General features: G+C 56.3%; 14 protein-coding genes. 2 read left to right on the plus strand and 12 right to left on the minus strand.

Annotation, left to right across the window (positions count from 1 at the left end; all coding sequences use genetic code 11):
• Positions 1 to 454 precede the first annotated feature (454 nt).
• The 5 genes from asnB to HZB29_09655 are packed head-to-tail and all read right to left on the minus strand — an operon-like array spanning position 455 to position 6,751.
• A complete protein-coding gene (asnB, locus tag HZB29_09635) occupies positions 455 to 2,362 on the minus strand; it encodes an asparagine synthase (glutamine-hydrolyzing) (GenBank protein ID MBI5815856.1) in 1,908 nt (635 codons plus the stop codon).
• Between the two features lie 30 nt (positions 2,363 to 2,392).
• On the minus strand, positions 2,393 to 4,249 hold the full coding sequence (locus HZB29_09640) for a glycosyltransferase family 39 protein (protein ID MBI5815857.1): 1,857 nt from the start codon (positions 4,247 to 4,249) through the stop codon (positions 2,393 to 2,395).
• Positions 4,249 to 5,130 (minus strand): glycosyltransferase family 2 protein, encoded by an 882-nt coding sequence (locus HZB29_09645; GenBank protein MBI5815858.1) that lies wholly within the window; start codon positions 5,128 to 5,130, stop codon positions 4,249 to 4,251. Before HZB29_09645 ends, HZB29_09640 begins: the two co-directional genes overlap by 1 nt.
• A complete protein-coding gene (locus HZB29_09650; GenBank protein MBI5815859.1) occupies positions 5,127 to 5,876 on the minus strand; it encodes a methyltransferase in 750 nt (249 codons plus the stop codon). Before HZB29_09650 ends, HZB29_09645 begins: the two co-directional genes overlap by 4 nt.
• Positions 5,876 to 6,751: a class I SAM-dependent methyltransferase gene (locus HZB29_09655; GenBank protein ID MBI5815860.1), complete on the minus strand. Its 876-nt coding sequence runs from the start codon at positions 6,749 to 6,751 to the stop codon at positions 5,876 to 5,878. Before HZB29_09655 ends, HZB29_09650 begins: the two co-directional genes overlap by 1 nt.
• Before the next feature lie 156 nt (positions 6,752 to 6,907).
• Here HZB29_09655 and infA point away from each other — a divergent pair, with 156 nt between their 5' ends.
• On the plus strand, positions 6,908 to 7,216 hold the full coding sequence (gene infA / locus HZB29_09660) for a translation initiation factor IF-1 (GenBank protein ID MBI5815861.1): 309 nt from the start codon (positions 6,908 to 6,910) through the stop codon (positions 7,214 to 7,216).
• A 25-nt stretch (positions 7,217 to 7,241) separates the two neighbouring features.
• Here infA and HZB29_09665 read toward each other — a convergent pair whose 3' ends face one another.
• The 5 genes from HZB29_09665 to HZB29_09685 form a co-directional block, all read right to left on the minus strand.
• A complete protein-coding gene (locus HZB29_09665) occupies positions 7,242 to 7,544 on the minus strand; it encodes a peroxiredoxin (protein MBI5815862.1) in 303 nt (100 codons plus the stop codon).
• Between the two features lie 30 nt (positions 7,545 to 7,574).
• The gene (locus HZB29_09670; GenBank protein MBI5815863.1) at positions 7,575 to 7,706 is read right to left on the minus strand and encodes a redoxin domain-containing protein; all 132 of its coding nucleotides are present in this window, start codon (positions 7,704 to 7,706) and stop codon (positions 7,575 to 7,577) included.
• A gap of 20 nt (positions 7,707 to 7,726) precedes the next feature.
• The gene (locus tag HZB29_09675) at positions 7,727 to 8,920 is read right to left on the minus strand and encodes a pyridoxal phosphate-dependent aminotransferase (GenBank protein ID MBI5815864.1); all 1,194 of its coding nucleotides are present in this window, start codon (positions 8,918 to 8,920) and stop codon (positions 7,727 to 7,729) included.
• A gap of 44 nt (positions 8,921 to 8,964) precedes the next feature.
• Positions 8,965 to 9,453, minus strand: a complete 489-nt coding sequence (coaD, locus tag HZB29_09680; GenBank protein ID MBI5815865.1) for a pantetheine-phosphate adenylyltransferase — start codon at positions 9,451 to 9,453, stop codon at positions 8,965 to 8,967.
• Between the two features lie 123 nt (positions 9,454 to 9,576).
• On the minus strand, positions 9,577 to 10,785 hold the full coding sequence (locus tag HZB29_09685) for a hypothetical protein (GenBank protein ID MBI5815866.1): 1,209 nt from the start codon (positions 10,783 to 10,785) through the stop codon (positions 9,577 to 9,579).
• Positions 10,786 to 11,163: 378 nt separating this feature from the next.
• On the opposite strand from HZB29_09685, the gene HZB29_09690 reads away from it, so the two are divergent.
• Positions 11,164 to 12,258, plus strand: coding sequence for a tetratricopeptide repeat protein (locus HZB29_09690; protein ID MBI5815867.1), 1,095 nt, complete (start codon positions 11,164 to 11,166; stop codon positions 12,256 to 12,258).
• Here the strand turns inward: HZB29_09690 and HZB29_09695 are convergent.
• Positions 12,255 to 12,803 carry a metal-dependent hydrolase gene (locus HZB29_09695; GenBank protein MBI5815868.1) on the minus strand — a complete coding sequence of 183 codons (549 nt, stop codon included), beginning with the start codon at positions 12,801 to 12,803 and terminating at the stop codon, positions 12,255 to 12,257. The genes HZB29_09690 and HZB29_09695 overlap by 4 nt on opposite strands.
• A 72-nt stretch (positions 12,804 to 12,875) precedes the next feature.
• On the minus strand, positions 12,876 to 13,478 hold the full coding sequence (locus tag HZB29_09700; GenBank protein ID MBI5815869.1) for a polyisoprenoid-binding protein: 603 nt from the start codon (positions 13,476 to 13,478) through the stop codon (positions 12,876 to 12,878).
• Between the last annotated feature and the right edge of the window lie 15 nt (positions 13,479 to 13,493).

Raw genomic sequence — 13,493 nt, forward strand, 5'->3', positions numbered from 1 at the left:
AAGGGCGCGGTGATAAGTCATATGCGGCGTGTCCAGAAATCACCGGACCTGGTGATATCGTACTTCAACGGCGAAACGACGAAATACGCGGCTTGATACATATATAATAATGTCTATATTATTATGAGACGGTTAATAAGTCATAAAGATGGACAGTAAATGCATAAATAAAAAACAAATACGCTTTTTCCGGAAGATTATGTTCCGGTCAGGAGGATTTGGCTCTTGATGTCCTGTTCATCCGGCGGCGGCGGGCGGCCCCTGCGCAGCTATGGCGCTTCGTGACATTTACATGGTCATTTCAAGACCCAAACACAGGTGACGCAATTGACACGCGCGCATGGTTTTATTTAAGCTGATTTCATATAAAAATGGCGCTAAAAGGGGGGGCGGAGGTGTAAAGAAAATATAAAGACGCCAGAATTGCGGTTAGTGAATATGCGAGATCGGGGCCCTATCCAGCGGTCAATTCAAACGTGTTCCACCATAGCGCCAGAACAAGCGCCGTAAAGAGCGGATAGGCGTAATCTTCCCTCCGGTCCTTGTGATCGTTGGCGATTTTTTCCAAACGGTCTATTCGCAGCGGCCCGTGGCCGCAAAACGGCTCTGTATGGATCGCGTCCATGAAAAGATCGAACAGCGAACCGCGAAGCGCCTGGCTTATGGGGGCGTTGAAACCACGTTTGGGGCCGCGGCTCCATGCGCATCCCAGCACAGTGTCAAGATGGCGGCGCAGAATTATCTTGCGCCCCCTGAATGGGGAGAAAAGGTACTCGTCCGGCAGCCCGAGGCAAAAATCCACAAGCTCGTTGTCAAGGAACGGAACGCGCACTTCAAGCCCATGGGCCATGGACATCCTGTCCACTTTCACCAGCATGTCGTTTGGCAGATGGAAAAGCATGTCCGCCCGGAGCATCCTGCCGAGCCGGGAAAGGCCTGGTTCCCCTTCGTTATAACGCGCGGCGTATTCCTTTAATGGATCGAAGCTTGCGGTCCTGGCCGCCAAATCCTCGTTGAACAGGCTATTTTTCAGGGCGGAGCCGCAATGTATCCTCCAAGACGCATGGTCGCGCCCGGCCGGCTCCCCCATCCCATCCAAAAACCGCACGGCCAGGTTTCTGAGGCCATACGGATAATCGCTCAACGGCAAGGCGCGGGCAACGGGCTTTAATAATTCGATGAAAAACGCTGGAAGGAATTTCAGCGGTCCGGCGGCGTATCCTGCGTCATAGGTGAAGTAACCAGCCAGCAGCTCGTCTCCGCCGTCTCCGGAAAGGGCCACTTTCACATTTCCGGCGGCGCAACCGCATATGCTAAAAAAGTTGAGCAGCGATGAGTCGGCGAATGGGTCCTCAATGTGGCGGACCGCTTTGAGCAGCGTGCCTGCCAGGTCTTCAGGGACCATCGTGGTGTGATGATCCACCCCAAGGGTGGCGGCGGTGCGCGCCGCCTGGGCGCTTTCATCGAACTGCCCTTGCTCGAAGGATGCGCAGAACGTTTTTACCGGCGCATCGGACTGCCCCGCCATGGCGGATACGATGGCCGCCGAATCAAGCCCACCGGAAAGGAACGCCCCAAGCGGCGCATCGCTCACCATCTGGCGTTTGACGCACCGGCGCAGCACAGTCCCGAATTCCTCCGCCGCCTCGTCCAGTGATTTGAACCTCGCCGCGTCCGGCGGCCGCTTCGGCTCCCAGTAACGGCTGATCGCAATCCCGTTGCCGCCGCATGTCAGCGTCGATGCAGGCGCAAGCTGCCGTATTCCCTCAAATCCTGTAAGAGGGGCGGCCACATAACCGAACGTGAGAAACGAGGAGAGCCCCTCGGCGCAGACGGTCCGCCGCACAGCCGGTGCGCTCAATATCGCCTTTATTTCCGAGGCGAACAGCAGGCGGTGGCCGTCGTCAAAATAAAAAAGTGGCTTCACCCCCATCCGGTCCCGGGCGAGAAACAGCTTTCGATTTGCGCGGTCCCATATTGCGAAGGCGAAAATACCGTTGAACCGTTCAACGCAAGACGGGCCCCATTGCTCGTACGAGTTGAGGATAACTTCAGTGTCGGACCGGGATTTGAAAGCTCGCCCCATCTTTTCCAGATCGGCGCGCAGTTCGCGATAATTGTATATCTCTCCATTGAACGTAATGAGCGTAGATCCGGAAACGGACTCCATCGGCTGCGCCCCCGCCGGGGAAAGATCTATGATGGCAAGCCGCCTATGGCCCAAAGCAACGGCGCCTTCGGCAAATATCCCTTCACCGTCGGGCCCACGGTGCGCCAGGGCGCCTGTCATCTGTTTTATTGCCTGGGCGTCCTGCTCCGTGGCCGGATCGCCATAGTGGAAAATACCCGCTATTCCGCACATTGAGTGACCCCCCCTGCTTTCAACGCGCGCTCAACCGGCCGGACGGGGATTGTTTTGCTCCCCTGCGGCCGGCGTTTTAAGGTTTCGGACGATTGTTTCCGCTTTCGCCGCCTGCCTCCCGGCCTCTTCCACCCTCCCGGCGGAGCGAAGCAGGCTTGCATGTTCGTTGAGCAATCCGGCGTACCATGCGGCGGTCCGCTTCTGGCCGGGACGTATATTGTCCGGATTGATTTCGAATCCGTTTTCATATGAAAACCAGTCGTAATAAATCTTGGCGGCCTTTTCGGAAGAGCCCGATTTTTCCGCGTCATGAATCATTGGCCTGAAGTGGCTTTTGGCCGCAGAGGCGTATCCGGGAAAGTCCGGCGGCCGGTGGATGAAACGGAATTCGAAGGCCAGGCTGGCGATGACGAAAACGATGGCTCCGGCTCCGGTCACGGCGGCTCCACGAGACAGCAACTTCGCAAGCGCCAGCGCCGAGAAAGGAATCACGGCCACCGCCAGCGGAACGCGATAACGGAAAAACGTCACGAAGACGGTCATCACGATTACATGGATCATTATCAATATCAGCAGCGGGGCGCAGTCCCCCAGCCTTTTGCCGGACAAGGCCAGGCCCGCCAGGGCCAGCGGGAACAGCGGCAGCGCATACGCCGGGGAATATTTGAGGGCCGTGGAGTGCCATAGAAAATAATAGTAATAAGGCCCGTTGTCGCTCATCGGATTAAAACCCCACACCTCGGCGAATTTCGCCAGCAGGAAATGGGCGTAATTGAATATTCCGCCGTGGGCGGCCACCAGCGGCCCGATATAGTCCGCCACGCCGCCGCCGTTTGTCCTGGCGACGATGTCCGCCGTATAAGGAGTGAGAATGTTTACGGGGAAGGAGGGATTAAGGTCCGGAGCGTTGGCCATGATGAAGAAATATGATCCCTGGGAAAGCAGGCTCAACGCAGGCGCTCCCACCGCCAGATTCCTAGCTATGGCCGGGGACAGGGCGATCAGAAAACCGGCGGCCGTCAGCAACCCGGCCTTCACGGCCGGCAACGGCTCCCGCCGCAGCCGCCACGCCATGAGCGCCACGGCCGGCAGGAAATATAAAATAAAATAGCTTTGCGCGAGCGCCCCGATTCCGAAGCAAATACCCGCCGCCAGATACCGAAGCGGCGTATTTTTGTCCATCGCCGCGATGGTCATATACACCGCCGCAAGCCCCGCCAGCACGCTAAGGCTTGTGCGCAGAAGATACACTTCCTGCCACATCAATGGCCCGTTCACGGCGCACATGGCCCCGCCGATCACCGCCGCCGCCGGGCCGAAGAGCCGTAGCGTAATCAGAAAGACAAGGACCGCCGAGCATACGCCCGCCACCATCTGCCATGCGAAAACATAACGCGGGTCTGCCCCGAATATTTTGTATGTGATGGCGATAAGGTAAGGGTAGAGCGGTTCCTGGTGAAACCTTTTGCCCCCCTGCAGCCTGCTCCATAACAGCGTTGCAGGGTCGCCCCCCGTATTATTCACCCGTTCCGAAAGCTCGGCGAAAACATCGGGACGTAAATTGAAATAGTCGGCGGCGACCTTGTAATGCCACGAATGCATCGGATGAATGTCCGTGTCCGAAAGCCAGTCCCCGGCGGCGATACGTTTGGCCCAAAGGTCGAAAAAAAACATGTCGGTCTGGTCGTTTGCGCTTGTTGTGGCAAGCGGCGTGCCGACAGCCTGGGAGAAATATGCGATCCGTGGAATCACGGCCAGCGCCGCGATAAAAAGGGCCAGCGCCGCCTTGCCGCGAAAGGAGGCCGCAAGCGTGTCCAGCCGCGCGCCAAATGCCTCCCTGGCGCCGCCGCTTTCTGTCGCGTTGTTTTCAGCGGCTGACGACGGCATCAGTTATTGTTTCCGCCGCTGGAAATGTATATCTTCCTCAGCTGGTTGGCCAGCAGGCCCATGGAGAATATGACGGGAAAGCTTCCGATCAGCAGGGCGGCCAGCGCGCTCATGAAAAGATTTCCTCCCACAAGGATGTCCAGCAACACAAGTAGGCCCCCGGCCACAAGGCATATCGAAGCGACCAGCAAGAACAGCTTGAGCGGATTATAAAAAAGGATCGCTTCAATTATGTACTGGAGCGCCCGCAACGTGTCGCGCAGCGGCCGCACTTTTGACGAACCTTCCCGCTTGCGGTATTCCACCGGCAGGTAAAGCACCGGGTGGCTGTTTAGCATGAAAAATAGCGTCATCGTGGTCGTGAACGAGAATCCGGCGCAAAGCGAATCCTTGAAGCGGAGCAGGACGCTTCTTTTGAACATGCGCATCCCTGAATTTATATCTGGCACATTGCGCCCGGCGGCGTATTCGGCCAGCGCCTTGAACACCATCCTGGCAGGCCTTTTGAAAAAGCCCTTTTTATATTCCCATCCCTGTCTCGCCCCCACCACCATGTCGTAGGCCGGATAATTGCGGTAGAAATCCGCGAACCGTGATGGCGGATAGGACCCGTCGCCGTCTATTATCGCCACGCATTCGTTGGCGCAGGCCGCTATCCCGTCGTACAGTGATTTGCCGTAGCCCAGATTCTCCGGATGCTCCATCAGTTTGAGCCCGGGAATTCCGGCGGTCCGCACCTTCTCGGCCGTGCCGTCCGTGGACCCGTCGTTGACCACGATAATTTCATGCCCGGGAAAGGCCTCCAGGGATTTTTTCAGTTCGATCAAAAACTCCCCTATGCCGTTTTCCTCGTTATAAACAGGGACCACCACGCTTATCATCTTTCACTCCGCTCAATGTCAGGCCGTTCACCAATCGCGAAAATCTGGTTTCCCCAGAATGGAAGGCACAACCTGAAAGACGCAGCCACCAGCGACGCCATCGCAATCTGCCTGAAACCATATTTCCCGGGCGCCGAATAGGATTCCATGACCCGTTCGGGATTCATGTTTATCAGCCGCTTGTATAGATTGAAAAAGGGGAATCCCCACCGCTCTATCTTCACCACTTTAAGGCCTGCCTTGGCCATGGCCTCCCCGATCCGCTCCGCCGTGAAATGCATCGTATGTCCCATCATCCTGTCTATCGGATACACAGGGCCGGAGGGGACCGTGATAATCAGTCTGCGGGCCGCCATCCCGGCAAGCCTGGCCACCGCCTGCCGGTAATCGGAGCAATGCTCGACGACTTCGGAGCTTACGACAACATCAAACTTTTCCGCAATCGCCTCCCGGTCTATATCGAGTGGGAAGAAGCGTATCTGAGGATACCTGGCCTTGTTCGCCTCCAGCACAGCCGGCGAAAGGTCCGCCCCCGCCAGCCCGGCCCCCGGCGCAAGGGACGCCACGTCCCTTAACAGTTCACCTGTACCGCATCCGACGTCCAGCAATGAGCTGAATTTCTGCTTCGACAGTATGGCGATGATTTTCCTTCTGCGCATGGCCGGGGCGGGCGAGCGGGAGGTTATCAATTCCCATTTCGCCCATCCGGCGTCGTAAAAGGAGGATGATTTGGCCTGATGTTCCATTAGCGTATGTTGTTGGTCAAACCGTGTCGTTTCAAGTGTCCGCTGATGCGCCAGCTTACTCCTTTATACCGGCTTATATGGATGTTTTCAAATTTCTCCGGAGCAACCCAGCTTTCAGCCCGTTTTCTCGTGATAAATCCGGTTTTCGGCGCGTTGAGCTTGTCGAAGACATTGAGGGTGTTCCTGTAAAATGAAAGCTTCCGGAAATTTCCGAAATAATCGAAATACGGCAAAAACCTGAGAGGCAGACGGTATAGCGTGTGGACCGGAATATATAGAATGGCCGTGACGGCCTTTGAGAGCCAGAGCAGCGTCTTTCTGGAGATGGAGCGCAAAAACAGCCTCCTGAACGGCTCCACCATGTTGCGGACGGCCCAATTGCCCTCGTGTGAATAGACCCAAATTATCAGCCGCCCCCCCGGTTTTGCGTGGCGGATGAGGTTTGCCACAGTCCTGTCCGGATCATCGGTATGGTGGACAACCCCTACGCTCATCACAACGTCGAACCGCATGCCCAGGTCCATTTCAGCGATGTCGGCATCCAGGAAACGTACGTTGGACGCGCCCGCGTTGCGTTCCAGGGCCAGCTGCGCGGTGTTAAGGTCCACGGCCGTGACGCTTTTGGCGAAGGGGGCCATAAAGGCGGTATGCTGGCCTCCGCCGCAGCCGCACTCAAGAATGTCCAGCCCTCTGAAGCTTTCCAGGGTATGCGGATGGATCCAGTCCTTGAAAAGGAAAAGCTCGCCGTCGCGAAGGAGGGTCCACTGCTCCCTCCACTGGTCCTGCTTTTCCTGCGCCATAGTCCTTAGCCTGCCTGCCTTGTTGTGTTCGTGAAGCCGGGCCGGGCTCCCGGCGGCAGATTGATTGTATGACATTTTGGCGGTCTTTACCCTTGTTGTGATATTGCGGAAAATTATCATGAAAAATATTCATGGCGGCGGCGGAAAAAAATTGGTGTATTATAACTGTTCCGGGCCGTGAAGATAAGGGATCGGCAGGCCTGTTGAGCGCATGATATTTGGGAGCGATGAATGCCGAAAGTTAGCGATGAAGGTGACCGCGGAAAGCGTCACAAGAGAAGGAAAAGAAAGGGCGGCGGCTTTGAGGAGGAGACTCCCAAAGAGACCGGCGACAAGGCTGTGGAAGTTGAGGGCACCGTGCTGGAAGCCCTTCCAAACGCCATGTTCAACGTGGCGCTTGAGAACAATTTCACGGTGCTCGCCCACGTCTCTGGAAAAATGCGGAAGTTTTTCATCCGCATCCTTCCGGGAGACAAGGTGAAGCTCGAACTTAGCCCCTATGACCTGACGCGGGGCAGGATCACATACCGCTACAAATAGCCTCCGTCACCTGCCGCTTGACGGCTCAGCCGATTTCGCAGACCTCCTTGAACATGTTGGCGGCGTGCCCCGCCGCTTTCACTCCGTAGAAGGCCCTGAGCACCTTGCCGTCCGGACCGATTATGATGGTGGAGCGTGAGGGAAGCCCGACTTTCGTCACAAGAAGGTCCACCCCGCTCCAGGCTCCGTATTTGCGGCAGACCTCGCCGTCCGGATCGGAAAGCAGGGTGAACGGCAGTCCCTTATTCTCAGCCCATTTTTTCAGGGACTCGGGCTTGTCGGCGCTCACGCCCACGATGACGGTGTTTTTTCCGGTGAAATCCTTTATTGCGTCGCGAAACTCGGACGCTTCGGTGTTTCACCCGGGGGTGTTCGCCTTCGGAAAGAAGTACAGAACCACTTTTTTTCCGGTGAAGTCTTTGAGTGAGCGTTTTACGCCCTCCTGGTCGGATAAATTAAACTCCGGGGCCTTGTCGCCTTCTTTTAGCATGGCTGGCTCTCCTTACAGGTTCACTTCAAGCTTACCACCGCTTCCTTTATCCGCGATATACCCTTTTCAATCTCGTCCATCGAAAGCGCGTAGGAAAGCCGTATGTTCTCCGGCGCTCCGAACGGATCGCCCGGGACGACGGCGCACCGGGCCGCCTCCAGCAGAAACTTCGTGGCGCCGTAAGAGTCCTTGATTGCTCCACCGCTCCACGTCTTGCCGAACCATCCGGAAACGTTCGGGAACACGTAAAACGCCCCCATGGGATTCAGGCATTTCATACCGGGGATTTCGTTGAACGCGGCCACAAGCCTGTCGCGCCGCTCCCTGAACTCTTTGACCCACGCCGGAAGGTGCGTGAGCCCCTCGCGCAACGCCGCCAGCGCCCCGTACTGGGCGAAAGACACCGGGTTGGAGGTGGACTGCCCCTGGATGATGTTCATCCCGTTTATTATCTTTTCGTCCCCCAGCGCCCAGCCAAGCCGCCACCCGGTCATGGAAAAAGCCTTGGAAAGGCCGCTTACGATGATCGTCAAAGACTTCACCGAAGGGTCGTAAAATGGGAGCGAACGCAGCTTACCATCGCCGTAATAAATGTCCTTATATATCTCGTCCCAGACCACGAGTATCCCGTGTTTCACCGCAACGGCGCAAATGGCCTTAAGCGTCGCCTCGTCATAGACCGCGCCGGACGGGTTGGACGGGGAATTGACCACGATTGCCTTGGTCTTCGGCGTCACGAGCTTCTGGAGGTCTTCGGCGGCGAACAGGAAGCCGTTTTCCTCTTTTGTGTGAAGGAACACAGGTTTCCCGTCCGCCAACATCACCATGTCCGGATAAGACACCCAGTACGGCGTGGGAATTATCACCTCGTCACCCGGCGACAGGATGGTCATGAAAAGGTTGTAAAGCGTATGCTTGCCGCCGGAGGAGAATATGGTCTGCCCCCGCTTATACTCCAGCCCCTCGGTCTTTTTATAAAACTCCGTGAGCGCGTCGCGCAGTTCCGGTATGCCGGGGGTGTCGGTGTACTTCGTTTTGCCCGCGTTGAGCGCTTCTATGGCGGCTTTTTTTATGTATTCCGGGGTGTCAAAATCCGGTTCGCCCGCGCCAAAGCCGACTATGTCGAGCCCCTGGGCCTTCATTGCCTTGGCCTTTGCGGTTATTTCCAGGGTCGGCGACGGTTTTATCGCCGCAAGCCGTTTGGCAAGTTCCATTATTTACCTCGAATGCTAAATAAGTGATTTGAAGTCTTGGCGGTTCATTTCCCGCTGAACCGTCCCTTGAGCGCGTCCACCACAGGCGGCGGAACAAGCTTGCCCACGTCGCCGTTCAAAGAAGATATCTCCTTTATCATAGATGAGGAGATGAACGAATACTCCTCGGAAGGCATCATGAACACCGTCTCGATATCGTCCGCAAGCCGCCTGTTTAGCAGCGACATCTGCAGCTCGTAATCAAAGTCCGACACCGCGCGAAGCCCCTTTAATATCACCCTCGCCCCCTCGCCCCGGGCAAAGTCCACCAGAAGATTCCGCAAAGGCTTCACCTTTATGTTGCCGATCCCGGCGGTGGCCTGGAGGATGAAATCAACGCGTTCCTCCAGGGAGAAAAGCGGATTTTTACCCGGGTTGTGGGCGACGGCGACGATAAGCTCGCTGAAAATGGCCGTGCCCCGTTTCATAAGGTCGATATGGCCATAGGTCACCGGGTCGAACGTGCCCGGATAGACAGCGGTTATTCTGGACAATTTAACATCCTCAAAAATGGTGTCAGTGAATGCGGATAGACTACTTTATCGAAAGAAACGCCGCAAGTGGACAAATAAAAAAGGCCGGCCATGAAGGCCGGCCCCATAAAACTTGAAGCGCGATTAATACTTGAGGACAGTCCTGAAGGCGAGCCTTGTGGGATCGTCATTGGAATTGTCATAGTCGCGCTTTTCGTACTCAAGCGTGAACACAAGCTTGTCCAGGTGGTAGCGGGCGGCAAGCATGTACTGGGTCTCCTTGTCCTTCTCCGCGCCGGTCTTGGCGGTCTCTTCGGCCGCCTCATAGCAGGCCACCAGCTCAAGAGTCTTGGGGAGCAGGAAATATCCGGCGCGCAGGTACCACCCTTTCACCTCGTAGCCCGGCTTGAGGGTGTCCTTGTCGTCGGCCTTCAGCGAGGCGTACTCGCCGTCGATCCACAGACCGGCGTCATGCAGGTCCAGCTCGAAGCCGGCCGAATACATCTTGCGGTCCAGGTCCACCACGGTCTTGGAGTTGGAGTTTGTCACCGTCACCGCCGTGCCATCGGAGCCGACCGTGCCGCTGTAGGAATTGAGGTTGACCACGGCGTTGTCATGCTTGTTCATGCCGTAGCCAGCGTTCAATCGGAAGCCTTCGAAGGGCTTCACGATCAGGGCCGCAGTGTAGGCCGCGTCCAGCATGCCGTTGGACCAGATGGCCTTGGAGCCGGAAAGGGAGCCGCCAACGTCGCCGTTGTTGCCATAGCCGTTGGTGGCGGAAATTTTCAGGGTGGCGATCTCAGCGATGTTCTTCACGACAAACTCGATGCCGCGGTCGCGCGTGTTGTTCGAGCCTGCCAGGAACCCCGCCATCTGCTTGGAACCGGCGGCGAAAACGTCCAGGTTGACGATGTCCGCGCCGCTGACCACGCCCACTTCATATGACCCATAGGGGCGGAACTGGCCGATGTTGATATCGAAGTTCTTGCCAAGGGGGCGCACAGTCGCCCAACCTTCGACGAAAGCCACGTTGCTCGTGGTTCCAGTGCCCGAGCCGGATGAGCCGGCGCCGTCAAAAAGGACCGCGTAACCGAGGACGCCGTCGGCCATATTCCCCTTGGCGCCCAAGCGGGCCTGCTTTAGCTGGAATCCGAAGGACTTGTCCTTGCCCTTTTCCCCGCTGCTGTCCTTGGCGGTGTTAAAGGCGCTCTCATCGAGAATGCCCCACATCGTCGTGTAGCCGTACACATCGTTATTGTCGTTCACCTTGAAAGCCGAGGCTTTCACCGGGGTGAACGTGACAGCTGCCGCAAGGGCCATGGCCGCCACCACAAGTCTTCTCATCTTGCTCATAATTCTTTGCCTCATTTTGTTGTTGAACAGCGCAATGCTCTCGCTTTTTCCAAGGCTCCGCTCCTCTTTTCCCAAGCCATGAAAAGCCATTTGAGAATTGCCATTCATTATTTTTCCGTTAATTTTTCAAGTCAAGGAGTAAATTGAATTTAACGAATTATATTAATATCATAGACAATAGTGTATTTGATTATCCACTATTCTGGATTGACCGCCAAAGGTGATTTCCAAAGGTTTCAGTATGTTACAATGCGTGACATCTTGCGAGTTTTAAAACAAAATTTCAGGAAAAATTTGGAATAGTGATTAAATTAGGATATAATTAACTACAAACTAATTGTCAATAACAGCTAAAAACTTCCCTCCAAGGCAAATAGAATGGATGAAAAAGCGCTGAAAGCGCTGTTCCAGAAGTATTCGAGGAAGCGCATATCCATAGTCATGGACGCCCGGAATGATCGCAAACAGATCAAAGGTGTCCTTCGGGAAGACGGATTGGCGGATATCCTTGAATTCGACCATTGCGACGAGGCGTGGGAAAAGCTCAAGCTGGCAACCACCAGCGTTCTGGTTTTTTCGGTGGAGCGCGCCGAGGGGATGGAGTTTCTGCGCAGGCTTATAGACTCCACCAGATTCAAGACCGCCCCCATGGTGGTGTTCACGAACAAGGTCAAGGAGCATCCCAAACATTTCACCACCGCCGACGCCATAATCCAATGGGCTGAGACTCCGGTGAACGGATTCAAGGTGGAGCAGGCGCTCATTTCCCTGTTCCAGAGGGGGGTGGCGGGCAAAAGCAAGGTGCTCGACGAGTCCAAGTCGCTGGAGTATTACCAGCGGGGGGTGGACGCGCTGGAGGACGAGAGGTATGAGGAGGCGAAGGAGTTTTTCCGGCAGGCGATAAAAGAGAGCCCGGACTTCTTCGAGGCGTACGTGAAAATGGCCGAGACACTTATCGCCCTTGGAGATTACGAGGCGGCCTTGCGGGTGATCTCAAAAGCCGAGACTTTGATGCCAGACCATCCAAAGACCCTTTATCTCAAGGCGATGATAGCGTGTGAAACGCTTCCGAAGGAAAAGGCGTTAAAGGTGCTGGAGCTGGCCGTCAGTAAAAAACAGACCGATTTGATGTTCGTGATAGACATCGGCAACCTGGCGCTGAAAAAGGGGTGGGTGGACGAGTCGCTGACATTCTTTGAGACCGCCCAGAACATAGACCCGGAGCTTATCCACGTCTATAACCGGATGGGCATAGCCCAGTCCCGCGCCGGAAGGTATGACAAGGCGCTGGAAATGTACGAGCGAGCGCTGAACATAGACGAGGCGGACGCAGGGGTCCACTTTAACATCGGCATGATGTGGAACAGGAAAGGGGAGGGCAAAAAGGCGCTGGACAGCTTCAAGAAAGCCGCCCAGATAGACCCGCACATGCAGGAGTCCCGGGACATGATCGCCAAGCTGGAGAGCGTCTAGCCGCTTTTGCGCCTGCGCCCCGCGTTGATAGTTGAAACGGCGAATATCCCTCCGAACACGAACAGCTCCACAATCATCGCCCACAGGCTGCCCATGGAAAATACATTCGCCCTGTCCGCCGCTGGTAGTATGGGGATGATGTGATATTCGCCGCTAAACGGCCATAGCGCCGGAACGCCGATCCCGTTGGCGGCGTACCCGTCCACCCCGAACAAGTCGGCCAGGACGTGGCTTCCAACCAGCGCAAATGTCAGCAGGCCGATCTTTGGCCAGCCGTCATGCTTTGCCAATTTCGCCCAAAGCCCGGCTAGCGACGCGGCGAAGAGCGCGAATCCTATCGAATGGGTGATCCCGTGGTGGCAGGCTCCGGTAAGCGTCAGGCCATTGCCGTCCCAGTGGACAAAATCGATGTCCGGCAGGCAGGCCGCCGCCACGCAGAATACCGCCAGCTTTAGTCCGTGTTTTGTGAACGCCGGCTTTTTCACGCCATACGCCGCGGCCATAATGGAAAGGCCGAGGAGCGAATGGCCGATGGGGGTTGGCATTGGGTGTTTATTAAACTTTGGAAAGTGAACGGACCGCTCCCCGGTCTGGCAGGGAGCGGCCGCGCCGCTAAACTATTTCGGGGCCGGGGGCGCCCAGCCTTTGGGCGTCCCCTCAATGTCCAGTATGATTTTTACCTCGTCATCCACCACAAGCCCACCGGTGTCCAGCAGCTTGTGGAAGTTTACACCGAAGTCCTTGCGGTTGATTTTGCCTTCCGCGTGAAAGCCCACCCGCGTCTCCCCCATCATCCCCTTGATTGGGCCGGACATCTCGCCGGTGAGGGTCACAGGTTTTGTGACGTTCTTGATGGTCAGGTCGCCGGTGACGGTGAGCTTGCCCCCGCCGATGGACACCTTTTTGGACTGGAACTTTATCTCAGGGTACATCTGCGCGTCGAAAAAGTCCGGGCTTTTCAGGTGCGCGTCCCGCTTTTCCTCGCGGGTGTTCACGCTGGCGGTTTCCACGGTGGCTTCCGCCTTTACCAGCCGGTTTTTTCCGTCCAGGTCTAAAGAGCCGCCAAACTTCATGAACTCCCCCTGCACGGAACTTATCACCATGTGCTTCACCGCAAAGCCTATGCGGGTGTGCGCCGTGTCCACGGTGAAAGTTTCGGCGTTTGCCAGGGACACAAGGGAAAAGAACAGCGCCGCGGAAAAGATTATCCTGCGAGTCATAGTCACCTCCAATTC

This window comes from Nitrospinota bacterium (assembly GCA_016235255.1).
GTDB lineage: Bacteria > Nitrospinota_A > UBA7883 > UBA7883 > JACRLM01 > JACRLM01.